At 69.7% G+C, this 23530-nt stretch carries 24 protein-coding genes; 16 read left to right on the top strand and 8 right to left on the bottom strand.

Features of this window, described 5'->3' with window-relative positions:
• Positions 1-34 precede the first annotated feature (34 nt).
• Positions 35-1459: a D-alanyl-D-alanine carboxypeptidase/D-alanyl-D-alanine endopeptidase gene (gene dacB, locus WIX39_RS03095; protein ID WP_409194476.1), complete on the bottom strand. Its 1425-nt coding sequence runs from the start codon at positions 1457-1459 to the stop codon at positions 35-37.
• A 7-nt stretch (positions 1460-1466) separates the two neighbouring features.
• The gene (locus WIX39_RS03090; RefSeq protein WP_409194475.1) at positions 1467-2054 is read right to left on the bottom strand and encodes an NUDIX domain-containing protein; all 588 of its coding nucleotides are present in this window, start codon (positions 2052-2054) and stop codon (positions 1467-1469) included.
• Between the two features lie 80 nt (positions 2055-2134).
• On the opposite strand from WIX39_RS03090, the gene WIX39_RS03085 reads away from it, so the two are divergent.
• From WIX39_RS03085 to pyrF, 5 genes are all read left to right on the top strand, one after another.
• On the top strand, positions 2135-2899 hold the full coding sequence (locus WIX39_RS03085) for a DeoR/GlpR family DNA-binding transcription regulator (protein WP_409194474.1): 765 nt from the start codon (positions 2135-2137) through the stop codon (positions 2897-2899).
• 114 nt (positions 2900-3013) lie between these two features.
• Positions 3014-3742 carry a tRNA (adenosine(37)-N6)-threonylcarbamoyltransferase complex dimerization subunit type 1 TsaB gene (gene tsaB, locus WIX39_RS03080; RefSeq protein ID WP_106936463.1) on the top strand — a complete coding sequence of 243 codons (729 nt, stop codon included), beginning with the start codon at positions 3014-3016 and terminating at the stop codon, positions 3740-3742.
• On the top strand, positions 3739-4281 hold the full coding sequence (gene rimI, locus WIX39_RS03075; protein WP_081266028.1) for a ribosomal protein S18-alanine N-acetyltransferase: 543 nt from the start codon (positions 3739-3741) through the stop codon (positions 4279-4281). Before tsaB ends, rimI begins: the two co-directional genes overlap by 4 nt.
• Positions 4278-5117 carry a uracil-DNA glycosylase family protein gene (locus tag WIX39_RS03070; protein WP_409194473.1) on the top strand — a complete coding sequence of 280 codons (840 nt, stop codon included), beginning with the start codon at positions 4278-4280 and terminating at the stop codon, positions 5115-5117. The genes rimI and WIX39_RS03070 overlap by 4 nt, the downstream gene beginning before the upstream one ends.
• A gap of 11 nt (positions 5118-5128) precedes the next feature.
• A complete protein-coding gene (gene pyrF / locus WIX39_RS03065) occupies positions 5129-5953 on the top strand; it encodes an orotidine-5'-phosphate decarboxylase (RefSeq protein WP_409194472.1) in 825 nt (274 codons plus the stop codon).
• A gap of 6 nt (positions 5954-5959) precedes the next feature.
• On the opposite strand, the gene WIX39_RS03060 is transcribed toward pyrF, so the two are convergent.
• On the bottom strand, positions 5960-6694 hold the full coding sequence (locus WIX39_RS03060; RefSeq protein ID WP_081267402.1) for a helix-turn-helix domain-containing protein: 735 nt from the start codon (positions 6692-6694) through the stop codon (positions 5960-5962).
• Between the two features lie 144 nt (positions 6695-6838).
• Between WIX39_RS03060 and WIX39_RS03055 the strand changes: the two genes are divergently transcribed.
• The 7 genes from WIX39_RS03055 (at position 6839) to WIX39_RS03025 (ending at position 13162) form a co-directional block, all read left to right on the top strand.
• Entirely contained in the window at positions 6839-7693 is an 855-nt protein-coding gene (locus WIX39_RS03055) for a hypothetical protein (RefSeq protein WP_409194471.1), read from the top strand.
• 13 nt (positions 7694-7706) lie between these two features.
• Positions 7707-9668 (top strand): MFS transporter, encoded by a 1962-nt coding sequence (locus WIX39_RS03050; protein ID WP_409194470.1) that lies wholly within the window; start codon positions 7707-7709, stop codon positions 9666-9668.
• Positions 9669-9784: 116 nt separating this feature from the next.
• On the top strand, positions 9785-10294 hold the full coding sequence (locus WIX39_RS03045) for a YiaA/YiaB family inner membrane protein (protein WP_285413989.1): 510 nt from the start codon (positions 9785-9787) through the stop codon (positions 10292-10294).
• Between the two features lie 27 nt (positions 10295-10321).
• A complete protein-coding gene (locus WIX39_RS03040; RefSeq protein WP_409194469.1) occupies positions 10322-10801 on the top strand; it encodes a hypothetical protein in 480 nt (159 codons plus the stop codon).
• Positions 10802-10812: 11 nt separating this feature from the next.
• On the top strand, positions 10813-11601 hold the full coding sequence (locus tag WIX39_RS03035; RefSeq protein WP_409196313.1) for a DUF2145 domain-containing protein: 789 nt from the start codon (positions 10813-10815) through the stop codon (positions 11599-11601).
• Between the two features lie 19 nt (positions 11602-11620).
• A complete protein-coding gene (locus WIX39_RS03030; protein ID WP_409194468.1) occupies positions 11621-12706 on the top strand; it encodes a serine endopeptidase in 1086 nt (361 codons plus the stop codon).
• 60 nt (positions 12707-12766) lie between these two features.
• Complete coding sequence (locus tag WIX39_RS03025; RefSeq protein WP_081267408.1) at positions 12767-13162, top strand: DUF3597 domain-containing protein; 396 nt, start codon at positions 12767-12769, stop codon at positions 13160-13162.
• A 126-nt stretch (positions 13163-13288) separates the two neighbouring features.
• On the opposite strand, the gene WIX39_RS03020 is transcribed toward WIX39_RS03025, so the two are convergent.
• The 3 genes from WIX39_RS03020 to queA all read right to left on the bottom strand — a co-directional run bounded on the left by WIX39_RS03020 (position 13289) and on the right by queA (position 16632).
• The gene (locus WIX39_RS03020) at positions 13289-14071 is read right to left on the bottom strand and encodes an SDR family NAD(P)-dependent oxidoreductase (RefSeq protein WP_081267409.1); all 783 of its coding nucleotides are present in this window, start codon (positions 14069-14071) and stop codon (positions 13289-13291) included.
• A 334-nt stretch (positions 14072-14405) separates the two neighbouring features.
• Complete coding sequence (gene tgt / locus WIX39_RS03015; RefSeq protein ID WP_285413993.1) at positions 14406-15578, bottom strand: tRNA guanosine(34) transglycosylase Tgt; 1173 nt, start codon at positions 15576-15578, stop codon at positions 14406-14408.
• A 10-nt stretch (positions 15579-15588) separates the two neighbouring features.
• Entirely contained in the window at positions 15589-16632 is a 1044-nt protein-coding gene (queA, locus tag WIX39_RS03010; RefSeq protein WP_409194467.1) for a tRNA preQ1(34) S-adenosylmethionine ribosyltransferase-isomerase QueA, read from the bottom strand.
• A gap of 147 nt (positions 16633-16779) precedes the next feature.
• On the opposite strand from queA, the gene WIX39_RS03005 reads away from it, so the two are divergent.
• From WIX39_RS03005 to recG, 3 genes are read left to right on the top strand one after another with little or no spacing between them, the layout of a single operon-like run.
• A complete protein-coding gene (locus WIX39_RS03005) occupies positions 16780-17454 on the top strand; it encodes a DUF4166 domain-containing protein (protein ID WP_081267411.1) in 675 nt (224 codons plus the stop codon).
• Positions 17451-18947: a TIGR01777 family oxidoreductase gene (locus WIX39_RS03000; protein ID WP_106936471.1), complete on the top strand. Its 1497-nt coding sequence runs from the start codon at positions 17451-17453 to the stop codon at positions 18945-18947. Before WIX39_RS03005 ends, WIX39_RS03000 begins: the two co-directional genes overlap by 4 nt.
• Positions 18948-18958: 11 nt before the next feature.
• Positions 18959-21082, top strand: a complete 2124-nt coding sequence (gene recG, locus WIX39_RS02995; RefSeq protein ID WP_409194466.1) for an ATP-dependent DNA helicase RecG — start codon at positions 18959-18961, stop codon at positions 21080-21082.
• Positions 21083-21088: 6 nt separating this feature from the next.
• On the opposite strand, the gene WIX39_RS02990 is transcribed toward recG, so the two are convergent.
• Complete coding sequence (locus WIX39_RS02990) at positions 21089-21721, bottom strand: LysE family translocator (protein ID WP_409194465.1); 633 nt, start codon at positions 21719-21721, stop codon at positions 21089-21091.
• Positions 21722-21816: 95 nt separating this feature from the next.
• Positions 21817-22521, bottom strand: coding sequence for a GntR family transcriptional regulator (locus WIX39_RS02985; RefSeq protein ID WP_081267415.1), 705 nt, complete (start codon positions 22519-22521; stop codon positions 21817-21819).
• 271 nt (positions 22522-22792) lie between these two features.
• Between WIX39_RS02985 and WIX39_RS02980 the strand changes: the two genes are divergently transcribed.
• Positions 22793-23530 (top strand): DUF969 domain-containing protein, encoded by a 738-nt coding sequence (locus WIX39_RS02980; RefSeq protein ID WP_081267416.1) that lies wholly within the window; start codon positions 22793-22795, stop codon positions 23528-23530.

Below are 23530 nucleotides of genomic sequence, written 5' to 3'. Positions count from 1 at the left end.
ACCGCTGTAGCGGCCTGGCCGCTGGGGCCGCAGGTCAGTCCTGCGAGGCCCAGTCGACCAGCGCGTCGAACGCGGCGCGCGCGGCCGCCGCGTTCTCGGCATTGGCGATGGCCACCAGCACGTAGCGCCGGCCGCTCGCGCCGTCCACGAAGCCGGCCACGCCCGAGGCGTCGCGCAGCGTGCCGGTCTTCAGGTGGGCCGAGCCGCCCGAGCGCAGCGTGCGCTTCTTCAGCGTGCCGTCCACGCCCATGGCCGGCAGCGAGGAGACCAGCTCCGGCATGACCGGCGAGCGCCACGCGACCTGCAGCATCTTGCCGAGCGCGGCGGCGCTGATGCGCTCGTCGCGCGACAGGCCCGAGCCGTTCTCGAACACCGGCTGCGCCTCGCCCGTGCCAATGCGGTCGCGCCACCACTGGCCCAGCGCGGTGCGCGAGGCCTCGAAGGTGCCGCGGTTCTTCTGCGTGAGCCCGATCGTGAGGAACAGCTGCTGCGCCATCACGTTGTTGCTGTACTTGTTGATGTCGCGCACCACCTCGCCCAGCGGCGGCGACTCGAACTCGAAGGCCGGCTTCAGCCCCGCCGGCACGCGCCCCTCGCGCATCTGCCCGCCGACGCGCCCGCCCATCTCGGCCCACATGCCGCCGATGGCGCGCAGGCTGTAGGTGCGCGGGTCGGCGTACGCCACGGCCCAGCTCTTCTCGCCGCAGCCGGCGGGAAAGCCGCCGTTGAAGCGGATGCGGTTCACGTCGGCGAAGTCGGCGCGCAGCGCGGTGCGCCAGTCGCCGCATTCGCCGGGCACCAGCGGCACCGTGGCCGGCATGACCACGCTGGCCAGCGGGGGCTCGTAGTTCACGCGGGCGAACTGCCCCGCGCGGTCGGGCGCGAAGCTCATGTTGACCGACTTGAAGTTGACCAGCAGCGCGTCCGGAGAGGCGTTGTACGGGCGCAGCGGCTCGCCGTCGAAGGCGGCCGGGTCGCCCTCGACCGTGTTCTCGAAGGCGCTGCGGTCGATGACGATGTCGCCGCTCACCGTGGTGATGCCCAGCCCCTGCACGTGGCGCAGCAGCAGCCACATGCGCTCGAGCACCAGCTTGGGGTCGCCCTGGCCCTTGATGTAGAGGTTGCCGTTGAGCACGCCGTTGCTCACCGTGCCGTCGGTGTAGACCGGGGTGGTCCAGTTGTAGGCCGGCCCGAGCAGGTCGAGCGCGGCGTAGGTCGTCACCAGCTTCATGATCGACGCCGGGTTCACCGGCACCTGCGTGCGCCAGGCCAGGCGCGGCGGGCGCGAGCCGTCGGCATCGGCCACCAGCATCGTCACCGCGTCGCGCGGCACCTTGGCGCGGGCGAGGGCGGCGTCGACCTGGGTCGGGAAGGCTTGCTGGGCGAGGGCGGCGCCGGCCGGGGCCAGCATCGCGACGAGGGTCAGTGCGCGCGCGGCGCGGCGGGAGGCAAGAGGCATGCGCCCATTATCCCGGCGCGAAAAGATGCAGCTTCGCGTGGTACAGCAGCATCACGGTCTTGGCGTCGGCGATGCGGCCGTCGGCCACCATGGCCAGCGCCTCGTCGATGTCCAGCTCCAGCACCTCGATGTCCTCGCCTTCCTCGGCCAGCCCGCCGCCCGCGCCGATGCGCATCGAGGCCTCGTAGGGCGCGACGAAGAAGTGCAGCTTCTCGGTCACCGAGCCGGGGCTCATGAAGCTCTCGAAGATCTTGCGCACCTCGCCGAGCCGGTAGCCGAGTTCTTCCTCGACCTCGGCGCGGATGCGCTCCTCGGGCGCCGCGTCATCGAGCAGGCCGGCGGCCGCCTCGATCAGCAGGTCGTCATGGCCGTTGACGAAGGCCGGGTAACGGAACTGGCGCACCAGCAGCACCGTGCGCCGCGCGAGGTTGTACGGCAGCAGCGTGGCGCCATTGCCGCGGTCGTAGGTCTCGCGGTGCATGCGCTGCCACCGGCCGTCGTTGCGCCGCCAGTCGAAGGCGGTGGTGCGCAGCGTGTACCAGTTGTCGGAAAGCAGGGTGACTTCGTGCACCCGGACGCGGTCTTGGAGTGTCATGGGCGGCGAGCATATGTGCATATTCGTGCAATAACAAGAAAATTCGTGCAGAAAGCGTGCAAGCCCGATACCATCGCCCGATGCTCACCAGCCAGCGCAAGCAACACATCCTTTCGGTCCTGCGGCGCGACGGCAACGTCGTCGCCAAGGCGCTCAGCGAAGAACTCGGCCTGTCGGAAGACACGCTGCGCCGCGACCTGCGCGAGATGGCCGCCGAGGGCCTGCTGCAGCGCGTGCACGGCGGTGCCTTGCCGCTGGCGCCGGCCGAGGCCGATTTCGCCGGTCGCCAGCAGCTGGCCTCCGGCGAGAAGGTCGCCATCGGCCGCGCCGCCGCGCGGCTGGTGAAGCCGGGGCAGGTGGTGTTCATCGACGGCGGCACCACCGCCGTGCAGCTCGCGCGCCACCTGCCGCTCACGCTGCAGGCCACGGTGGTCACGCACAGCCCGTCGGTGGCGGTCGAGCTGGTGTCGCATGCCGGCATCGAGGTGGTGCTGATCGGCGGGCGCCTCTTCAAGCACTCGGTGGTGGCCGTGGGCTCGGCGGCGATGGCGGCCATTTCTCGCATCCACGCCGACACGTATTTCATGGGCGTCACCGGCGTGCACGCCGAGGCCGGCCTGACCACCGGCGACCTCGAGGAAGCCGAGATCAAGCGCGCCCTGATGGCCGCGTCGGCCGAGACGGTGGTGCTGGCCTCGTCCGAGAAGCTGGGCGCGGCCTCGGCCTGGGTGGTCAACCCGGTCGCCTCGGCCGCCACGCTGCTGGTGTCGCCGGATGCGCCCGCCAAGGCGCTGGCGCCGTTGCGCAAGGCCGGGCTGGCCGTGCTGCTGAGCGAAAAGGCCTGATATCGCAGGGCGGCGACCGGGATTGGCCGCCCCTCGATAATCGGGGCATGCCTCTTTCGCCCCGTTTCCTTCTCCGCCCGCCCGCCGCGGGCGCGGCCCCGGGGTGTCCCGCCAATGCCTAGATTGCTGGCCTTCGACACGAGCACCGAGCACCTGTCGGTCGCGGTGCTGCACGGCGAGCGGCTGCTGGCCCACAACGGCGTGGGCGGCGCGCAGGCCTCGACCACGCTGCTGCCGCTGATCCAGCAACTGCTGGGCGAGGCCGGGCTGGCGCTGGCCGACCTGGACGCCATCGTCTTCGGCCGCGGCCCCGGCTCGTTCACCGGCTTGCGCACCGCCTGCTCGGTGGCGCAGGGGCTGGCCTTCGGTGCCGGCGTGCCGCTGCTGCCGGTCGACACCCTGCTGGCCGTGGCCGAGGAAGCGCGCCATGCCTTCGGCGCGCGGCAGGTGGTGGCGGTGCTCGACGCCCGCATGGACCAGGTCTACGCCGCGCGCTACGACTTCGCCGCCGGCCCCCTGGGTGGCCTGGCCGGCGAGGACGAGCTCCTGCTGCTGTCGCCCGAGGCCCTCGAAGTGCCCGCCGGCCATGCGCTGGCCGGCAACGCCTTCGCCGCCTACGGCCCGCGCCTGGCGCCGGCCGCCGCCCGCCACGAGGCCCTGCCGAGCGCCACCGCCATGCTGCGGCTCGCGCCCGCGCTGCTCGCGGCCGGCCGCACCGTGCCCGCGGCACAGGCCTGGCCGCTCTATGTTCGCGATAAAGTGGCGCAGACCACCGAAGAGCGCGCCGCCATCAAGGCGGCCGCGGCATCGGCGGCAGCAGCAGCCCCTTCCAGCCACGCATGAGCGCCGTCCTCCAGCCCGTCGAAGCCCGCCTCGAACCGCTCACCATCGAGCGGATCGACGCTGTCTGCGCGGTGGAGCAGACGGCCTACAGCCACCCCTGGACGCGCGCCAACTTCACCGACTCCATGGCCGTGGGCTACCACTGCCAGTGCCTGCTGGCGCCCGGCGTGGCGCAAGGAGTCGCCTCGCCCGTCACCAGCCTGGGCGAAACGCTCATCGGCTATTTCGTGGCCATGAAGGGCGTCGACGAGGTGCACCTGCTGAACATCACTGTGGCCCCGGCCTTCCAGCGCCAGGGCTGGGCGCCGCTCATGCTGGAGGCCCTCGGCGGCTGGTCGCGCAGCCAGGGCGCGCAGTGGCTGTGGCTCGAAGTGCGCCAGAGCAACCAGCGCGCGCTCGACATCTACGTGCGGCAGGGTTTCCGCAGCGTGGGCGTGCGCAAGGGCTACTACCCGGCCCATGACGGCAAGCGCGAGGACGCCGTCGTCATGAGCCTGCGATTGAACGAAACAGGCACCGCCTGGGGAGCCTTGCGATGAGCGCGGTGCAGACATTGAAGCTCGACGCGCGCCAGCGCGCGATGCTCGACGAAATGGGCGTGAAGGTCTGGTGGCCCGTGCCCCAGGTGGCGGAAGCCGAGCCCGAACCGGTACCGGTGCAAACCGCGCCCGAAGCCGGACCGCCCGACGACGAGGAATACATCCCGAGCGTCGAGGAGCGCATGGAGGCGGAAATGCCCGTCTCCGCGCCGCGCCCGCCGCGCGCGCCGGCCGCCCGCCCCGTGGCGGCACCCGCGCCGGCTGCGCGCCCCGCCCCCGCCGCCCCGGCGTCGATGGGCGCCGCGGTGCTGCTCGAGGCGCCCTGCCGCCTCTATGCCGATGCCGGCACGCCACACGACATGGCCGCGACGCAAGGCGGCTGGCTGGTCGTCGCCGACATGCCGCCCGAGGCCGACGGCCGCCACGGCGAGCCCTTCGCGGGCGACGCCGGCCGCCTGCTCGACAACATGCTGCGCGCCCTGAAGCTGCACGACGGCAAGACGCCTGTGCACCTCATGCGCACCCACCGCGGCGTGGCCGCCGGCCAGCCCGGCAGTCCGCGCCCCATGGCCGAAGCCTTCGGCGAGCACGCCGCCGCGCTCGCGCCCCGCGTCGTGCTGGCGATGGGCCCGCTGGCCGCGCAGAGCCTGATGCAGAGCGGCGACCCGCTGGGCAAGCTGCGTGGCCGCGCGGTGCCGCTGGCGACGAACGGGGAGTCCGGCGCGGCGGTCGTCGTGGCCACCTATCACCCGGCCTACCTGCTGCGCAACCCGGCCGACAAGGCCCGCGCCTGGGCCGACCTCTGCCTGGCGGCCGAGCAGCACACGCCCGCCTAAAATCCCGGCCCATGACTTTCCTCGACAAGCTGGCCGCCGCACAGCAAAAAAACGGTTCGTTGCTCTGCGTGGGGCTCGATCCCGAGCCAGCCAAATTCCCGGGGCAATTCAAGGGCGACGCCAGCCGCATCTTCGATTTCTGCGCGCGCATCGTCGACGCGACGGCCGACCTGGTCATCGCCTTCAAACCGCAGATCGCCTATTTCGCGGCCCACCGCGCCGAAGCGCAGCTCGAGCAGCTCATGGAGCACATGCGCCGCAACGCGCCCGACGTGCCCGTGATCCTGGACGCCAAGCGCGGCGACATCGGCTCCACCGCCGAGCAGTACGCGCTGGAAGCCTTCGAGCGCTACGGCGCCGACGCGGTCACGCTGTCGCCCTTCATGGGCTTCGATTCCGTGGCGCCCTACCTCAAGCACGAGGGCAAGGGCGCCTTCCTGCTGTGCCGCACCAGCAACCCCGGCGGCTCCGACCTGCAGGGCCAGCGCCTGGCCGACGTCGAGGGTCAGCCTTTCCTGTACGAGCATGTCGCCAGGCTGGCGCAGGGGCCGTGGAACCTCAACGGCCAGCTCGGGCTGGTGGTGGGCGCGACCTACCCGGCGGAAATCGAGCGCGTGCGCGAACTCGCGCCGACCGTGCCGCTGCTGATTCCGGGCGTCGGCGCCCAGGGCGGCGACGCCGTCGCCACCGTGCGCGCCGGCTGGCGTGCCGATGCGCCGATCATCGTGAACTCGTCGCGGGCCATCTGCTACGCGTCGCCGGGCGATGACTTCGCCGAAGCCGCGAAGAACGCCGCGCGCAGCACGCGCGACGCGCTGGAAGCCGCCAAGCCCTGAGCCCCGTCAGTTCCGGCGCAGCCGGGTGAAGAGCTCGAATTCCCAGTTGCGCATGCCCAGCAGCAGGGTGTAGCCCTCGCGGTCCTTGGCCGACAGCTTCTGGTCGGTCTGGTGCTGCTGCGCGAAGTCCTGCGCCACGCGCTGCAGGCGCTCCAGGAAGGCCGGCGCCAGCGAGCGGCTGATGGAGCCGTGCACCAGCAGCAGCCCCTCGGCCGGGCCGTCGAAGCCGCCGCGGTAGTAGTCGAGCACCACGTTCTCGCGAAAGAACTCCATCACCGGGCCGTGCGGGCGCCAGCGGAAGGTCTTGGCCAGCTTCAGGCGATACCGGTTCAGCGGCCGCAGCTCGATGATGCCGATGCGGTCCAGCTGCGCCAGGCAGCCGATGCACTCGGCCTCGCTGATGCGGTAGGCCGCCACGATCTGCTCCAGCGTCCACTGGCTCAGCACGCTGATGGCCACCAGCAGCAGCTTCTTGTCCTTGACCACGGCCTTTTCCTGCTCGTGCGTCAGCTCCTTCAGCAGCGGCTGGGCGTCGGCCACGCGGCGGGCCAGTTCGGCGAAATCGATCTTCAACGCGCGGCAGATGGCGTCGACGCGCGACAGCGGCATGTCGCTCTTGGCCAGCATCCGCTTGACGCTGGATTCGGCCATGTCGAGCGACCGCGCCAGGTCGGCGTAGGTCATGCGCGCACTTTTGAGTTCGTTCTTGAGGGCTTGGACGAGGTCGACGGTGGTGCTCATCGTTCGAGCGTACACGGGCACAGGCAAGTATCAATTGGAGATACCGCTGGGTGTGAATTAGTACCTCGTATCGATTCTCGATGCCTCCGGAGGGGGCCGGCCCCTAAATTCCGCGGCACGTACCGACCACCACCGAGAAACGCCATGCCTCTGCCCTCTCTCAGCCGCCGCGAACGCGGGTTGCTTTTCACCCTGGTCCTGCTCACGGCGATCGCCGTCTTCGGCCCGGCGCTGCCGGCGGCCGACGTCGCCATCGCCACCGTGTTCGCCGACGACCGCGCCTGGCACGGCCTGCCGAACGCCATGGACGTGCTGAGCAACATCCCTTTCGTGGTGATCGGCCTGTGGGGCCTGTACCGGCTCAACCGCATCGACCGCTCGCACCAGGAAGCGTTGTCGCGGTTTCCGCTGGCCCCGCCCGCCAGCGACCCGCCGGACAACACGCTCGACTGCGCCTGGCTCTTCTTCGCGGGCCTGATCGCCACCGCCGCGGGCTCCGCCTTCTTCCACCTCGTGCCCGACGCCCCGCGCCTCGCGGCCGACCGCGCCGGCATGGCGGTGGCCTTCGCCGGGCTGATCGGCGTGGCGGTCTGCGAGCGGGTGAGCCAGCGCGCCGGCTGGCCCGCGGCGTGGTTCGTGCTCACGGCCGGCCTGCTCTCGGCGGAGGTGTTCCAGGAGACCGGCAACGTCATGCCCTGGGCGCTGGTGCAGTTCGGCGGCATGGCGCTGGTGCTGACGCTGGCGCTGTCCACCCCGATGCGCAATTCGGTCGGCCTCAAGCTGGGCTGGGTGATCTTCTTCTACGTGGTGGCCAAGGCCTTCGAGATGGCCGATCACTCGATCTACGAGTTCACGCAGCACACGGTTTCGGGCCACACGCTCAAGCACCTGACGGCGTCGCTCGCGGGACTGCCGGTGGTGCTGGCGCTGCGCAAACTCGAGATGCGCTGGCAAGCCGCGCTGCGGCACAATCCGGGCGCAGCCGCCGTAGCGGCCTGAGGAAATCCTTCGCATGACAACCCCCGCCGCTGCAGCAGCCTCCGCGACATCCGCGCCCCACGAGGCCAACGCGCACGCCAACCAGTTCGCCCTTCTCGGGCAGCGGCGCTTCGCGCCTTTCTTCTGGACCCAGTTCGCGGGCGCCGCGAACGACAACCTCTTCAAGTTCGCCTTCACGGTCATGGTGACCTACCAGCTCCAGCTCAGCTGGATGCCGCCGGCCATGGCGGGCCTGGTGATCGGCGCGCTGTTCATCCTGCCGTTCCTGCTGTTCTCGGCCACCTCGGGCCAGCTGACCGACAAGTTCGACAAGACGAAGATGATCCGCTTCGTCAAGAACCTCGAGATCGCGATCATGCTGATCGCCGCCTGGGGCTTCGTCACGGCCAACGCCGTGGTGCTGCTGGGCTGCGTGTTCCTCATGGGGCTTCACTCCACGCTGTTCGGGCCGGTCAAGTTCGCCTACCTGCCGCAGGTGCTGGACCCGCGCGAGCTCACGGGCGGCAACGGCATGGTCGAGATGGGCACCTTCGTCGCCATCCTGCTGGGGCAGGTGGCGGGCGGGCTGCTGGTGGCGGTGCCGCAGATCGGCCACCTCACGGTGGCCGTGGCCTGCGTGCTGCTCGCGCTGGTGGGGCGCGGCGTGGCGCAGGCCATTCCGCGCACGCCGGCCACCGACCCCGGGCTGGTGATCAACTGGAACCCGGTCAGCGAGACCTGGCGCAACCTCAAGCTTGCGCGCGAGAACATCGTGGTGTTCCGCTCGCTGCTGGGCATTTCGTGGATGTGGTTCTTCGGCGCGGTGTTCCTGAGCCAGTTCCCGAGCTTCGCCAAGGAAGTGCTGCACGGCGACGAGCAGGTGGCCTCGCTGCTGCTGGTGGTGTTCTCGGTGGGCATCGGCGTGGGCTCGCTGCTGTGCGAGACGCTCAGCCGCCGGCAGGTGGAGATCGGCCTGGTGCCGCTGGGCGCCATCGGCATGAGCGTGTTCGCGATCGACCTGTACTTCGCCTCGCGCGGGCTGCCCAAGGTGGCCGAAATGGGCATCGGCAGCTTCGTGCGCCAGGGCGCCCACTGGCGCGTGATGGCCGACCTGGCGCTGCTGTCGCTGTTCGCGGGCCTGTACAGCGTGCCGATGTACGCGCTGATCCAGCTGCGCAGCCAGCCCACGCACCGCGCGCGCATCATCGCGGCCAACAACATCCTCAACGCGCTGTTCATGATCGGCAGCTCGGTCATCGCCGGCGCGCTGCTGGGCGCGGGCTTCAGCATTCCGCAGATCTTCCTGTTCACCGGCATCGCCAACGCGGTGGTGGCGTTCTACATCTTCATGCTGGTGCCCGAGTACATGCTGCGCTTCGTGGCCTGGGTGCTGTCGCGCTTCGTCTACCGCTTCGACATCAAGGGCGACGAGCACATTCCCACCGAGGGCGCGGCCGTGCTGGTGTGCAACCACGTGAGCTTCATCGACGCGGTGCTGCTGATGGCGGCGAGCCCGCGGCCCATCCGCTTCATCATGGACCACCGCATCTTCAAGGTGCCGGTGCTGGGGTGGCTGTTCAAGCTGGCCAAGGCCATTCCCATCGCGCCGCAGAAGGAAGACCCGGCCGCCTACGAAGCCGCCTTCGCCAGCGCGCTGGGCGTGCTGCGCGAAGGCGACCTGCTCGCCATCTTCCCCGAGGGCGCGATCACGCGTGACGGCACGCTGCAGCCCTTCAAGGGCGGCGTGATGAAGATCGTCGACAGCGCGCGCGCCGAAGGCATCGAGCCGCCGGTGATCCCGATGGCGCTGACCAACCTCTGGGGCTCGTACTTCAGCCGCATCGAGCTGCGCGGCGGCGAGCGCGTGGCCATGGCCAAGCCCTTCCGCCGCGGTTTCTTCAGCCGCGTGGGCCTGAACGTGGGCGCGGCCGTGCCGTCGTCCGAGGTGCAGCCCGAGTCGCTGCGCCAGCGCGTGGGCGGCCTGCTCGGCGCCTAAAAGTACCTCCCCGAGATACTGGCGGCGCTGTAAACCGCCACCGGTGCAAGCATTCGAGCCCCGCGGTGCGGGAGCGAACCATCATTCGCTCACCTTCACTACGCCGCGAGGCACACATGCAACCCCTTTCATCCTCGACCGTTTCCATCCAGCGCGACACGCGGGCCTGGCAGTTCCAGACCTGGGCCTCGTTCGCGATCGCCGTCTTCCTGTGCGCCACCGGCCTGAGCTGGCTGCCGGGGCAGGCGCTGGACCGGGCGTTCATGGTGATGGGCTACGTGTTCTGCCTGAGCACCGCCTTCATGCTGGCCAAGTTCATCCGCGACGGCGAGCAGGCCGCCGCCGGCCTCTCGGCAGGCCGCGACGTGCCCATGTGGCGCCTGGTCGTCTGGGGCAGCTTCTTCACCGCGATGGCCCTGACCGGCTGGGGCCTCGTGCGCATGGAGATCAACGACGCCTACAAGGCCTTCCTGGGCGTGAGCTGGCTGTTCCTCATCAGCTCGGCATTCACGCTGGCCAAGACGCTGCGTGACCGCCACGAAGCCGACATGGCCGAAGCCCGCCTGCAAGGCCGCCGGCTGGCCCGCGCCGAAGCCGCCGCCTCTGCTTCCTCCACCGCCGAATAACCTGTGCCCGACCAACGAAAGACCATCATGAAGAAGTCGATTGCCGCCGTCCTCGTCGCCGCATGCACCGCCTTCGCCGGCGTATCGGTCCCCTTGCAGGCACAGGCGCAGAGCGACGCCTCCACGGCCATCTCGCTGATGCCGGTGGCCTCCGTCCTCGTCACGGCCTCGGCCGTGGGTGCTTCGGCGGACGCTGCAGGTGGGATGGCCAAGGCATCGGTGACGCTGCCCGCTGCGTTGTCGGTGGCCGGCTCCGTGCTCACGGTGGTGGCTGTCGAAGCCTCGGCCGACGGCACGGTCTATGTGCTGGAGCGTGCTTCGGACGGCGCGCGCGCCAGCATCAGGGTGGCGGGGCGCGTCGCCAACGGCGTGTCGGCTGCCGTGGGCACCGGCGTCACCGTCAGCGTGATCGGCTCGGGCGTGGTGCTGTCGGCCGCCGGCGAGGTGCTGGCCTTCGTGCCCAACGCCATCGGCCGTGCGCTGCTCTACAACGAGAGGCTCTCGTGAAGCGCGCGCTCATGGCTTGCAGCGCGCTCGGGCTTGCCCTTGCAGCGGCCTTGCCGATGCAGGCCCGGGCGGGCCGTTCGTGCGAGCAGGCCAAGCCGACGCCCGCCGTGATCGTCAAGGGCATGGAGCTGGCCGAGCGCACCTCGCAGGCGCTCGACGCCAGCGGCGCGCGCGTGGTGTTCCTGGCGCGCGCCGGGCAGGACCTGGGCAAGTACGGCCTGCGCTACTCGCACCTGGGCATCGCCTACAAGACCGATGCCGGTCCGTGGCGCGTGGTGCACAAGCTCAACCAGTGCGGAACGGTGGTAGCGGCGGTGTACCGCCAGGGGCTCGGCGAGTTCTTCCTCGACGACCTGTGGCGCTACGAGGCGGCCTGGGTCGTGCCCACGCCGGCCGTGCAGGCGCGGCTGATGGCCGCGCTGGACGAGCCGCCCGCGCGCATCGTGCGGATGAACGTGGCGCCCTACAGCATCGTGAGCTACGCCTGGGGCCGGAAGTACCAGCAGTCGAACCAGTGGGCCGTCGAGACGCTGGCCGCCGCGATGGAGCCCGCCACCATCGGCAACCGCGCGCAGGCGCAGGCCTGGATGCAGTTCAAGGGCTACGAGCCCACCACGCTGAAGCTCGGGCCGCTCACGCGGCTGGGCGGGCGCGTGAGCTCGGCCAACGTGGCCTTCGACGACCACCCGAACGACAAGCGCTTCAGCGACCGCATCGAGACGGTGACCGTCGACTCCGTGTTCGCCTGGCTGCCGCGTGCCGGGCTGGGCGCCGCGCCGGTGACGCTGAAGTTCCAATGACCAGGAGCGGAACAACGACATGAGCAAATCCCTTCGCCTTTCCGAAAAATGGTTCCGCCGCGGCCTCTGGCTGGTGGCCTTCGTGTTCGCCAGCTTCCTCATCGGGCTGGGCAGCACCATCGTGGGCGACCTGCCGCAGGTCGAGCGCGTGCGCGGCATCGATGACTTCATCGACCTGCGCGCCGCGCAGCCGCTTCGCGCGACCATCGCGGCCTCTGAAGCCACGGAGCTGCAGGCCGCGCGCGACCTCGACCAGATCCGCCTGCAGCTGCAGGCCGCGCAGCAGGCCAACGCCAATGCGCGCGAGACCTTCGGCAACTGGCTCGCCACGCGCCGTGCCACCGCGCAGCCCGACCAGGACCCCGAGCTCATCGCGCGCACCAAGGCGCTCGACGCCTTCAAGCAGAAAGAAGAACAGGTGCAGCGCCAGGTCAGCGCGCAGCAGCAGATCACGCTCGACGCGCGCCAGGCCGAGCAGCGCGCGCGCACCGCGCTCGCCGAGCTGGAGCGCGACGCGCAGGTGAAGCTGGAGGCGGAGTACCGCCGCATCGAGCTGCGCGTGTTCCTGTACCGGCTGGCGCTCACGCTGCCGCTGCTGGTGGTGGCCGGCTGGCTGTTCGCGAAGAAGCGCAAGAGCACGTACTGGCCCTTCGTGTGGGGCTTCATCTTCTTCGCGCTGTTCGCGTTCTTCGTCGAGCTGGTGCCCTACCTGCCGAGCTACGGCGGCTATGTGCGCTACCTGGTGGGCATCGTGCTCACGGTGCTGGTGGGGCGCTACGCCATCGTCGCGCTCAACCGCTACCTGGCGCGCCAGAAACTCGCCGAGCAGCAGCCCGACCAGGTGCGGCGCGAAGAGCTCAGCTACGACACCGCGCTGGCCCGTTTGGGCAAGGGCGTGTGCCCCGGCTGCGAGCGGCCGGTGGACCTGAAGAACGACGCCATCGACTTCTGCCCGCACTGCGGCATCGGCCTGTTCGACCACTGCGGCGTGTGCGAGACGCGCAAGAGCGCGTTCTCCAGGTTCTGCCAAGCCTGCGGCACCCCGGCCGCGGCGCAGTCTGCGGATTCGGTCACGCCCCCGAGCGCCGATCGACACACCATGTAGCCGGCGCGCCGCGAGGCCGTGCTACAACGATGGATTCCCAACCCCAGACGGAGCTAAAGCATGAGCATTTTCGGCAGCATCCTTTCCAAGATCTTCCCGGGCGCCAAGGCAGCCGAGGCCCCGGCCCCAGCCCCGGCGCCCACCGCCGCGGCACCGGCCGATGCACCCGCACCCGCGGTGGCCGCGCCCCCGCCCGCCATTCCGCTGGGCGACGTGGCCGCCGTGCTCGACGGCATGCCGGGCGCGAAGAACCTCAACTGGCGCACCTCCATCGTCGACCTCATGAAGCTGCTGGGCCTGGACAGCAGCCTCGAGGCACGCAAGCAACTGGCCGCGGAACTGAGCTACGGCCAGGACACCAGCGACAGCGCCAAGATGAACATCTGGCTGCACCGCCAGGTCATGACCAAGCTGGCCGCCAACGGCGGCACGGTTCCGGCAGAGTTGCGGGACTGAGCTGGACAGTCGCTCGGAAGTTTTCGAGAACACCGAGGAACCGGCTCTGCCGGGCCTCAGGTGTTGCCCCCGGTAGGGGGTTGGCGAAGCGACACGAAGTGCGCGTAGCCTGGAGGCGAGACCATTTCAGGTCCAGCCGGCGTCGACGACGTAGTCTTGAGCGGTGCACATGCGCGAATCGTCGGCCGCCAGGAACAGCGCCATTGCCGCGATGTCCTCGGCCATCACGCGGCCCGGCAGGCACTGCGCCGCATCGATCTCCGCGCCCGATTCGGGCTTGACCCACAGCTTGATCTGCCGCTCGGTCATCACCCAGCCCGGCACGATCGAATTGACGCGGATGTTCTGCTTGCCCAGGTCGCGCGCCAGCGAACGCGTGAGGCCGCGCGCCGCCGCCTTGCAGGCCTGGTACACCGGATAGCCCTTGCCCTTGATCATCCAGCTGATGGAGCCGAAGTTGATGATCGAGCCGCCGCCCAGCGCGCGCATGTCGTCGGCAACCGCCTGCGCGGCGAAGAACTGGTGCTTGAAGTTGACGGCCACGAGGCGGTCGAAGTCGTCGCTGGTCACGTCGGCCATCTCGTGGCGGCGGTCGTTGGCGGCGTTGTTCAGCAGCACGGAAATTGGCCCGAAGCGCTGGCGCACCGCGTCGATGGCGGCGGCGAGCGCGGCGGTGTCGGTCACGTCGCAGGGCAAGAACAGCGCCGGATGCTCGCCCTGCAGTTGCGCCGCGAGCGCGCTGCCGGCAGCGGTGTCGAGGTCGCAGAAGCCGACCTTCGCGCCTTGCGCATGAAAGGCCCGCACCAGCGATTCGCCGATGCCGCTGGCGCCGCCGGAGATGAACACGGTGCGCCCGGCCAGCGAGGGGTAGCGGGCGGTGTAGGGCGAAAGTTGTGATGCGTCGGTCATGTGAATGCGGCAACAGCGATGGGGACGGACGGCAAGCGTAGCGGATAGCGGCCGGCCGGTGTATGGCTTCCGGCAAATGGGCGGCGCATCCGGGCGTGGCTACGCTCGCTCTCATGAACACGAAGACGCTGCCCCGCCGTCGAGAGGCTGGCCGCCCAGCTCGCGGCCAAGGGCCAGCTCACGCTGTGGCAGTACGCCTCCCACAAGGACGCGAGCGGTGCGCTGGTGCAGGCGCCGCTCAGGCAGATCGTCGTCTTCAGGAACGAGGCCTTGCGCATCGAGCCCTACGCCACGCCGCTGCCCGTACAGCCGCTGAAGTAGCGGCCGCTCTTCTTCAGACGCCTCTTGCGCGCTCCGACTTGAAGCGCGCGCGGAACTCCGTGAACGTGCCCGCGTCCAGCGACTCGCGGATCTCGCTCATCAGGTTCAGGTAGTAGTGCAGGTTGTGGATGGTCGTGAGCATCGGCCCGAGCATCTCGCCGCAGCGGTCGAGGTGATGCAGGTAGGCGCGGCTGAAGCCTTCGCGCCCGCCGTCGTTCCAGCTCACGCCGGAGGTGCCCGCGCAGGCGTGGCAGGTGCAGCTGGGGTCGATGGGCTGCGGGTCGCTCTTGTGGCGCGCGTTGCGCATCTTCAGGTCGCCGAAGCGCGTGAAGAGCGTGCCGTTGCGCGCATTGCGCGTGGGCATCACGCAGTCGAACATGTCGACGCCGTCGGCCACGCCCTGCACCAGGTCTTCGGGCGTGCCCACGCCCATCAGGTAGCGCGGCTTGTTCGCGGGCAGCCGGTGCGGCGTGTGGCCCATGATGTGCAGCATTTCTTCCTTGGGCTCGCCCACGCTCACGCCGCCGATGGCGTAGCCGGGGAAGTCCATGTCCACCAGCGCGGCGAGCGATTCCTCGCGCAGGTTCTCGAACATGCCGCCCTGCACGATGCCGAAGAGCGCGTTCGGGTTCTCCAGCCGGTTGAACTCCGACTGGCAGCGCTTCGCCCAGCGCAGGCTCAGTTCCATCGAGATGCGCGCCTCGGCCTCGGTCGTGATGTGGCCCTTGGTGTCGTAGGGCGTGCACTCGTCGAACTGCATCACGATGTCGCTGTTGAGGATGGTCTGGATCTGCATCGAGACCTCGGGCGTGAGGAACAGCTTGTCGCCGTTGACGGGCGACGCGAACTTCACGCCCTCTTCGCTGATCTTGCGCATCGCGCCCAGCGACCACACCTGGAAGCCGCCCGAGTCGGTGAGGATGGGCTTGTTCCACTTCTCGAAGCCGTGCAGCCCGCCAAAGCTGGCCATCACGTCGAGGCCGGGGCGCATCCACAGGTGGAAGGTGTTGCCCAGGATGATCTGCGCGCCCATTTCCTCCAGGCTGCGCGGCATCACGCCCTTGACCGTGCCGTAGGTGCCCACCGGCATGAAGATCGGCGTCTGCACCTTGCCGTGGTTGAGCGTGAGCGTGGCGCGGCGCGCGTGGCTGTCGGGGTCGGTCTTGAGGAGTTCGAAGTTCAGCATGGTGGTCGTCTCAATCTTGTTGCCGCTCCAGCAGCATGGCGTCGCCATAGCTGAAGAAGCGGTAGCGCTCGGCAATGGCGTGGGCATAAAGCCCCATCACCCGCTCGTAGCCCGCGAAGGCCGAGACCAGCATCATCAGCGTGCTCTTGGGCAGATGGAAGTTGGTCACCAGCAGGTCGACATGCGCGAAGGCGAAGCCCGGGGTGATGAAGATGCGCGTGTCGCCCGATGCCTCGCCGCTCTTGGCCCACGACTCGAGCGTGCGCACGGTGGTCGTGCCCACGGCCACGATGCGTCCGCCGCGCGCCTTGCATTCGGCAATGGCGCGCTGCGTGGCCTCGGGCACCTCGTAGCGCTCGGCGTGCATGGTGTGCTCGGCGATGTTCTCGGTCTTCACCGGCTGGAAGGTGCCGGCGCCCACATGCAGGGTGACGTTGGCGCGTTGCACGCCGCGCGCTTCGAGCTCGGCCAGCAGGCCTTCGTCGAAATGCAGCGCGGCGGTGGGTGCCGCCACCGCGCCGGGCACGCGCGCAAACACGGTCTGGTAGCGGCTCTCGTCCTCGGCCGAATCGGTGTGCGTGATGTAGGGCGGCAGCGGCACGTGGCCGCAGCGCTCCATGAGCATGTAGGGGTTCTCGCTGGTGTCGCTCTCGAAGGCGAAGCGGAACAGCGCGCCGTCTTCGTCGGGCCAGCGGCCCAGCAGCGTGGCGCGGAAGCCGCCGACCATGTCGAGCGTGGTGCCCACCGGCGGCTTCTTGCTGACCTTCATGTGCGCGACCACCTCTTGGCCCTGCAGCACGCGCTCGACCAGCAGTTCGAGCTTGCCGCCGGTCGGCTTCTCGCCGAACAGGCGCGCCTTGACCACGCGCGTGTCGTTGAAGACCAGCAGGTCGCCCGCGCGCAGCAGCGAGGGCAGGTTCCTGAAGATGCGGTCGACCGGCGCGGGCCCCGTGCCGTCGAGCAGGCGGGAGGAGGTGCGTTCGGTGGCCGGGTGTTGCGCCACCAGCTCGGGTGGCAGTGCGAAATCGAAATCGGAAAGCGTGAAGGCGCGCATGTTGCTTGAGGGCCGGACGGGCCCGTTCCAAGGAGGCATGGGAAAAGACAAGAGAAAGCCGGGAGGCGGGCGGAATTGTCCCATGCCCGGAAAACGGGGCGTCGAGGCGGGGCTATCGGCGGCGTTTTGCCAAGGCAGAATCGGCGCATGCCTGATTCACTTGCCGCGCGCGCCGCACCCCAGCCCGGGCCTTCCGAAGGCGAGCTCTTCAAGAAGATCCTGGGGAGCAAGTGGCAGGGCCTGCACCCCGACATCCGACGTCGCTTCGACAAGAACCCGTTGCCGGGCAGGGCGCTGCATTACCTCGGTGCGCTCAGCGAGCTGCGCTGCTCGCGCTTCGGCAAGCTGCTGGGGCACCTGACGCAGCCGATGATCCAGGGCGCGCTCATTCCGTACAGCGACGCCAATTTTCCGGTGGAGATACAGGTCTATGCCAAGCCCGAAGACCCGGCCATCTACAAGCAGCGCATCTACCGCCTGCATGGCCGCAAGCCGATCCAGTTCACCAGCTTCATGCGCGAGAGCGAGCGCGGCGAGGTGCTGGAGTACGTGGGCATGGGCCTGGGCATGAAGCTGGTGCTGAGCGTCGAAGAAAACGGCAGCCTGCATTTCCAGAGCGACGGCTACTTCTGGGACGTGCTGGGCTGGCGCATTCCGCTGCCCGGCGTGTTCACGCCCGGCAAGACTTTCCTGTGGCACCACAACGAGACGCCGGAGCGCTTCAACATCCGCATCGAGATCCGCCACTGGCTGATGGGCACCACCTTCACCCAGGTCGGCGTGTTCGAGGAAGTGACTGAACCCAAGGCGGTGACCGCATGACGATCGACACACACCTGCTGGCGCTGCAGCTCATGGCCGCACAGGGGCTGATGGGCGCATTCGACACGCTCTATCACCACGAAGGCACCGAGGCGCTGGCGCAGCGCAACACCGCGCGGCGCGAGCTGTCCATCCACGCGGTGCGCTCGTCGATCTACTGCGCCATGTTCATCGGGCTGTCGTCGTGGGCCTGGCACGGCGTGTGGGCCTGGGTGCTGCTCGCGGTGTTCGGCGTCGAGATCGTGCTCACGCTGTGGGACTTCGTGGTGGAAGACGGCAGCCGCCTGCTGCCGCCCACCGAGCGCGTCACGCACACGGTGCTGGCCATCAATGCCGGCGCGTTCATCGCGCTGCTGGCCATGAACGCGGTCGACTGGGCGGCGCAGCCCACGGCGCTGGTGTGGCAGTCGCAAGGCTGGCTCGGCGCGTTCCTCGCGCTGTGCGGCGTGGGCGTGGGCATCTCGGGGCTGCGCGACGGACTGGCGGCGCGCGCGCTGTTCCGCCGCACCGCGCAGGAAGAACAGCGCGCGGCCGATGCGCCGGTGCGTTTCGGCAGCAAGCCGCAGCGCGTGCTGGTGACTGGCGGCACTGGCTTCATCGGCCAGATCCTGGTGCGCCACCTGCTGGCCGACGGCCATGCGGTGACGGTGTGGACGCGCGATGCGCGCTCGGCGGCCTGGGGCTTCGGCGGCGCGGTGCGCTGCGTGCAGGCGCTCGAGCAGATCCCGGCGACGGACGATGTCGACGTGGTCATCAACCTGGCGGGCGCGCGCATCCTGGGCCAGCGCTGGAGCGAGCGGCGCCAGCGCCAGCTGATGCAAAGCCGCGCGGGCCTCACGAACACGCTGGTCGCGTGGATCGCCACGCGTGCGCGCAAGCCATGGCTGCTGCTGTCGGGCTCGGCCATCGGCTACTACGGCGTGCAGCCGCAGGGCGACACCGCCGAGCTGGCCGAAGACGCACCGCCGCAGGACATCTTCATGTCGGCGCTGTGCCAGGCCTGGGAGCAGGCCGCGCGGGGCGCGGTCGCGCACGGCGTGCACGTGGCCTGCATGCGCTTCGGCTTCGTGCTGGGCCACCAGGGCTCGCTGCCGCAGCTGCTGCTGCCGGTGGCGCTCGGCATGGGCGGCCGGCTGGGCAGCGGGCGGCAGTGGCTGTCGTGGGTGCATGTGCATGACGTGATCCGCGCGATGGCCCATGTGTGGAGCCTGGCCGAGCAGGCCGGCGGCAATGCGGCGGCAGCGCAGGCTTTCAACTTCACCGCGCCCGGTGCGCTCTCGCAGGAGGAATTCACCCGCGTGGCGGCCGGCGTGATGCACCGCCCCTTCTGGATGCCGACACCCGCCGCGCCGGTCAGGCTGCTGCTGGGCGAGCAGGCCGACCTGCTGCTCGAAGGGCAGCGCGTGGTGCCCGCGCACCTGCTGCAGACCGGGTTCCGCTTCGCGTTTCCCGATGCGCGCAGCGCCTTGACGGACCTTTGCCGCCCGCGCTAGAAGCTTCGCCCGTGCCGCCCAAGAAACAAGCTCCCCCGCCCACCGCCGACGCAGCCGCGGCACCGCCGCAGCCGCCCGGTGCCGGCCTGAGCCAGGTGCAGCGCGCGCTGCGCAAGCTGGGCCTGGTGCGCGACATCGACTTCGCGCTCTACCTGCCGATGCGCTACGAGGACGAGACCCGCATCGTGCGCCTGGTGGACACGCGCGACGGCGACATGGCGCAGGTCGAGGGCGTGGTCACCGAATGCGAGGTGGTGTACCGCCCGCGCCGGCAGCTCATCGCCACCATCGACGACGGCAGCGACACCTGCCGGCTGCGCTTCTTCAATTTCTATCCGTCGCAGCAGAAGCAGCTCGCGGTCGGCGCGCGGGTGCGCGTGCGCGGCGAGATGCGCGGCGGCTTCGTGGGGCGGCAGATCATGCATCCCACGGTGAAGGCGGCCGGCACTGCGCTGCCCAACGCGCTGACGCCCATCTACTCGACCGTGGCGGGGCTGCCGCAGCCGGTGCTGCGGCGCGAAGTGCGCTCGGGCCTGGCGCGGGCCGTGCTCGACGAGACCATTCCGGTGCAGATCGGCTTCCGCGGCGCCTGGGACCTGCGCGCCTCGCTGAGCTTCCTGCACTACCCGACGCCCGACGTGGCCATGGCCACGCTCGAAGACCACAGCCACCCGGCATGGCAGCGCATCAAGGCCGAGGAACTGCTGGCGCAGCAGCTGTCGCAATTGCAGGCACGGCTGGAGCGTGCCGCGCAGCGCGCGCCGGTGCTGCCCGCGCCGGCCGAGCCTGCGCCTGCCTCGCTGCATGCGCAGTTGCTCGCGGTGCTGCCCTTCGGCCTGACCGGCGCGCAGCAGCGGGTGGGCGAGGAAATCACGCGCGACCTCCGCCGCGAGATTCCCATGCACCGGCTGCTGCAGGGCGACGTGGGCTCGGGCAAGACGGTGGTGGCCGCGCTGGCGGCGGCACGCGCCATCGATGCGGGCTTCCAGTGCGCGCTGATGGCGCCGACCGAAATCCTCGCGGCGCAGCACTTCGGCAAGCTGGTCGGCTGGCTCGATCCGCTGCTGGCCGAACGCGGCCTGCGCGTGGCGTGGCTCACGGGCAGCCAGAAGAAGAAAGAGCGCGACGCGATGTCGGCGGCGGTGGAGAGCGGCGAGGCCGCGCTGGTCATCGGCACGCATGCCGTCATCTCGGAGAAGGTGCGCTTCAAGAACCTCGCGCTGGCCATCATCGACGAGCAGCACCGCTTCGGCGTGGCGCAGCGCCTGGCCTTGCGCGGCAAGGCCGAAGGGCACCTCGAGCCACATCTGCTGATGATGAGCGCCACGCCCATCCCGCGCACGCTGGCGATGAGCTACTACGCCGACCTGGACGTGTCCACGCTCGACGAGCTGCCGCCGGGCCGCACGCCCATCGTCACCAAGCTGGTGGCCGACCACCGGCGCGACGAGGTCATCGACCGCATCCATGCGCAGATCGCGCAGGGGCGGCAGGTGTACTGGGTGTGCCCGCTGATCGAGGAGAGCGAGGCGGTCGACCTGCGCAACGCCACCGAAACCCGCGACGAGCTGGCCGGCACGCTGGGCGAGCCGATCCAGGTCGGCCTGCTGCATTCGCGCATGCCCACGGCCGAGAAGCAGGCGGTGATGGCGGCGTTCACCGGCAACGAGATCCAGGTGCTGGTGAGCACCACGGTGATCGAAGTGGGCGTGGACGTGCCCAATGCCTCGCTGATGGTGATCGAGCATGCTGAGCGCTTCGGCCTCTCGCAGCTGCACCAGCTGCGCGGCCGGGTGGGGCGCGGCGCGGCGGCCTCGGCCTGCGTGCTGCTCTATGCGCCCGGCGACAGCGGCCGCGTGGGCGAGGCTGCGCGCGCCCGGCTCAAGGCCATGGCCGAGACCGGCGACGGCTTCGAGATCGCGCGGCGCGACCTCGAGATTCGCGGCCCCGGCGAGTTCCTGGGCGCGCGGCAGTCGGGCGCGCCGCTGCTGCGCTTTGCCGACCTGACGACCGACACGCTGCTGCTCGACTGGGCGCGCGAACTGGCGCCCGTGATGCTGCAGAAGCACCCCGACCTTGCGCAGCGCCACATCGACCGCTGGCTCGGCACCAAGGCCGAGTACCTCAAAGCCTGAGAGAACTCAGGCCGTCGGCCGGCGCGTGAAGGCGAGGATCAGCCCGAAGCCGACCATCATGCTGCCGCTGATGCGGTTGAACCAGCGCATCGCGCGGCTGCCGTTGGCCATGCGGCGCATGCGCGCGCCGAGCAGCGCGTAGAGCGCGATCGCGACCAGCTCGAACACCAGGAAGGTCGCGCCCAGCAGCAGGTAGCTGCTGGCGTAAGCGCCCGGCACCACGAACTGCGGAAAGAAGGCGGTGAACACCAGGATGGCCTTCGGGTTGCCGGCCGCCACGGTGAATTCCTGCCGCGCCAGCGCGCGCATGGACGGCGGCGCGGAGGCGTCGCGCGAACCCACGTCGGCCGTGGGCGCCGGGGCGCGCAGCAGGCGGATGCCGATCCACACGAGGTACGCCGCGCCGATGTACTTGATGACGTGGAAGGCCAGCTCCGACGCCACCAGCACCGCGCCCATGCCAAGGCCCGCGATGGCGATCATGATCGCGAAGGCCACGAGCCGTCCGCTGGCCGCGATGACGGCCGGCGACACGCCGTGCTTGGCGCCGTTGGTCACGGACAGCAGGTTGTTGGGGCCGAACGCCATGTTGATGGCGAAGCAGGCGGGCAGGAACAGCAGGTAGGCAGACAGTGTCATGGCGCGTCTCCGTCGGCGTTGCGTGGCGGGACCGCCATTATTTCAGCTCGCCGAGGAATGCCGCGACACCGGGGCGGCCCTTCCCGGAGCCCCGCCTAGCTGTCGACGCCGCCCTCGGGCATCTGCCGCGCATAAACCGCGAGCACGATGCGCTCGGAGTGGATCAGGTAGTCGTTCAGCGCCGCCGAGCCCTCGGCGAACTTGCCGGCCTCGATGAGTTCGAGCAGCTTGGTGTTCATGTCCACGTAGGGTGCGTGCAGGAACTCCGGGTCTTTCAGCAGTCCGAAGGCCAGCCGCAGCTCGACCAGGATGTGCGCGAACAGCACGTTCAGCCGCTCGCTGTCGGCCAGCTCCACGATGCCCTTGTGGAACTCCATGTTCGCCGTGCCCACGCCCAGCCAGTCGCCGGCCTCGCGGCACTTCAGCGCCAGTTCCACGGCTTCGCGCATGTGCTTCTTGGCCGGGTGGCGGGGGTAGGCCTGTGCCAGCGCCTGGCATTCGATGAGGCGGCGCACGCGGTAGATGTCGATGATCGACGCGATGCTGGGCACGGCCACGAACACGCCGCGGTTCGGCGCGTGCTTGAGCAGGCCTTCCTTGGTCAGCGTGCGGAACACCTCGCGCAGCGTGTTGCGCGAAATCTCGAAGCTGTCGGCCAGCGTGGCCTCCGACAGCCGCTGCCCGGGCGAGAACTCGCCCTTCACGATCTTCTGGCGGATGAGCTCCGCCACCCGGTCGTTGAGCGTCTGCGTGCCCGCGGCCGGCGAGGCGGGCGGTGTGGGGGAAACCTGTCGATTCATGCCGGGAGGTAGGTGGAGGGGGCGTCGGTGCCGCGCGTTTGTAGCAGATTTCCGCCGGCCGCCCGTGCACCAGATCGCAACGCGATCAGGGTTTCCATGGGGTCATCCAGGCACCTTTGTTGGGCACACTTGCATTGATTGTTCAACAATCTTAAGAAAATGAGTGGTTCAGGCAGTTTGAATTGCTCATTCATTGGCACGGCGCTTGCGTAGACCGACGTGCCGGCGCACATGCGCCAGGCGGCTGTGAACTCCAACACGAAAGACCCACATGACTCCTGACATCCCTCTCTGGCCGCTGATTGGCGTGGCCGTCATCATTGCGGGGTTCATCCTGCGCTTCAATCCGATGCTGGTGGTGATCGTCACGGCCATCGTGACGGCCGCCGCCGCGGGCTTCGGCCCCATGGCCATCCTCACGGCCATCGGCACCGGCTTCATCAAGACCCGCAACCTGCCGCTGATCATTCTTCTGCCGCTGGCGGTGATCGGGCTGCTGGAGCGCCACGGCCTGCGCCAGCATGCGCAGAACTGGATCGGGCGCATCAAGTCGGCCACCGCCGGGCGCCTGCTCATCGTCTACCTCGCCGCGCGCGAACTCACGGCGGCCATCGGCCTCACCAGCCTGGGCGGCCATCCGCAGATGGTTCGCCCGCTGCTCGCGCCCATGGCCGAAGGCGCCACCGAAACCCGCTACGGCAAGCTGCCGGAGCGCCTGCGCCACAAGCTGCGCGCCTATGCCGCGGCCACCGACAACGTGGGCCTGTTCTTCGGCGAAGACATCTTCGTGGCCTTCGGCGCCATCGTGCTGATGACCACCTTCCTGCATGAAGCGGGCATCGACGTCGAGCCGCTGCACATCGCGATGTGGGGCATTCCCACCGCGATTGCCGCGTTCGTCATCCATTCGTGGCGCCTGCGCCGCCTCGACCAGGCCATCGCCCGCGAGATGGAAGGCACCCCGGGCACCGACGCCCCGGCCGTTCCCGCCACGCAGGAGGGCCGCTGA

Origin of the sequence: Variovorax sp. AB1(2024) (genome assembly GCF_037482385.2) — a bacterium.
In the GTDB taxonomy this organism is placed as follows: domain Bacteria; phylum Pseudomonadota; class Gammaproteobacteria; order Burkholderiales; family Burkholderiaceae_C; genus Variovorax.
This window is presented reverse-complemented; position numbering and strand designations above follow the sequence as displayed.

What these genes read in the sequence shown, in the direction of transcription:
- dacB (WP_409194476.1), bottom strand. Translation starts at nt 1,459, where the DNA reads ATGCCTCTTGCCTCCCGCCGCGCCGCGCGCGCACTGACCCTCGTCGCG.
- WIX39_RS03090 (WP_409194475.1), bottom strand. Translation starts at nt 2,054, where the DNA reads ATGACACTCCAAGACCGCGTCCGGGTGCACGAAGTCACCCTGCTTTCC.
- WIX39_RS03085 (WP_409194474.1), top strand. Translation starts at nt 2,135, where the DNA reads ATGCTCACCAGCCAGCGCAAGCAACACATCCTTTCGGTCCTGCGGCGC.
- tsaB (WP_106936463.1), top strand. Translation starts at nt 3,014, where the DNA reads ATGCCTAGATTGCTGGCCTTCGACACGAGCACCGAGCACCTGTCGGTC.
- rimI (WP_081266028.1), top strand. Translation starts at nt 3,739, where the DNA reads ATGAGCGCCGTCCTCCAGCCCGTCGAAGCCCGCCTCGAACCGCTCACC.
- WIX39_RS03070 (WP_409194473.1), top strand. Translation starts at nt 4,278, where the DNA reads ATGAGCGCGGTGCAGACATTGAAGCTCGACGCGCGCCAGCGCGCGATG.
- pyrF (WP_409194472.1), top strand. Translation starts at nt 5,129, where the DNA reads ATGACTTTCCTCGACAAGCTGGCCGCCGCACAGCAAAAAAACGGTTCG.
- WIX39_RS03060 (WP_081267402.1), bottom strand. Translation starts at nt 6,694, where the DNA reads ATGAGCACCACCGTCGACCTCGTCCAAGCCCTCAAGAACGAACTCAAA.
- WIX39_RS03055 (WP_409194471.1), top strand. Translation starts at nt 6,839, where the DNA reads ATGCCTCTGCCCTCTCTCAGCCGCCGCGAACGCGGGTTGCTTTTCACC.
- WIX39_RS03050 (WP_409194470.1), top strand. Translation starts at nt 7,707, where the DNA reads ATGACAACCCCCGCCGCTGCAGCAGCCTCCGCGACATCCGCGCCCCAC.
- WIX39_RS03045 (WP_285413989.1), top strand. Translation starts at nt 9,785, where the DNA reads ATGCAACCCCTTTCATCCTCGACCGTTTCCATCCAGCGCGACACGCGG.
- WIX39_RS03040 (WP_409194469.1), top strand. Translation starts at nt 10,322, where the DNA reads ATGAAGAAGTCGATTGCCGCCGTCCTCGTCGCCGCATGCACCGCCTTC.
- WIX39_RS03035 (WP_409196313.1), top strand. Translation starts at nt 10,813, where the DNA reads ATGGCTTGCAGCGCGCTCGGGCTTGCCCTTGCAGCGGCCTTGCCGATG.
- WIX39_RS03030 (WP_409194468.1), top strand. Translation starts at nt 11,621, where the DNA reads ATGAGCAAATCCCTTCGCCTTTCCGAAAAATGGTTCCGCCGCGGCCTC.
- WIX39_RS03025 (WP_081267408.1), top strand. Translation starts at nt 12,767, where the DNA reads ATGAGCATTTTCGGCAGCATCCTTTCCAAGATCTTCCCGGGCGCCAAG.
- WIX39_RS03020 (WP_081267409.1), bottom strand. Translation starts at nt 14,071, where the DNA reads ATGACCGACGCATCACAACTTTCGCCCTACACCGCCCGCTACCCCTCG.
- tgt (WP_285413993.1), bottom strand. Translation starts at nt 15,578, where the DNA reads ATGCTGAACTTCGAACTCCTCAAGACCGACCCCGACAGCCACGCGCGC.
- queA (WP_409194467.1), bottom strand. Translation starts at nt 16,632, where the DNA reads ATGCGCGCCTTCACGCTTTCCGATTTCGATTTCGCACTGCCACCCGAG.
- WIX39_RS03005 (WP_081267411.1), top strand. Translation starts at nt 16,780, where the DNA reads ATGCCTGATTCACTTGCCGCGCGCGCCGCACCCCAGCCCGGGCCTTCC.
- WIX39_RS03000 (WP_106936471.1), top strand. Translation starts at nt 17,451, where the DNA reads ATGACGATCGACACACACCTGCTGGCGCTGCAGCTCATGGCCGCACAG.
- WIX39_RS02990 (WP_409194465.1), bottom strand. Translation starts at nt 21,721, where the DNA reads ATGACACTGTCTGCCTACCTGCTGTTCCTGCCCGCCTGCTTCGCCATC.
- WIX39_RS02985 (WP_081267415.1), bottom strand. Translation starts at nt 22,521, where the DNA reads ATGAATCGACAGGTTTCCCCCACACCGCCCGCCTCGCCGGCCGCGGGC.
- WIX39_RS02980 (WP_081267416.1), top strand. Translation starts at nt 22,793, where the DNA reads ATGACTCCTGACATCCCTCTCTGGCCGCTGATTGGCGTGGCCGTCATC.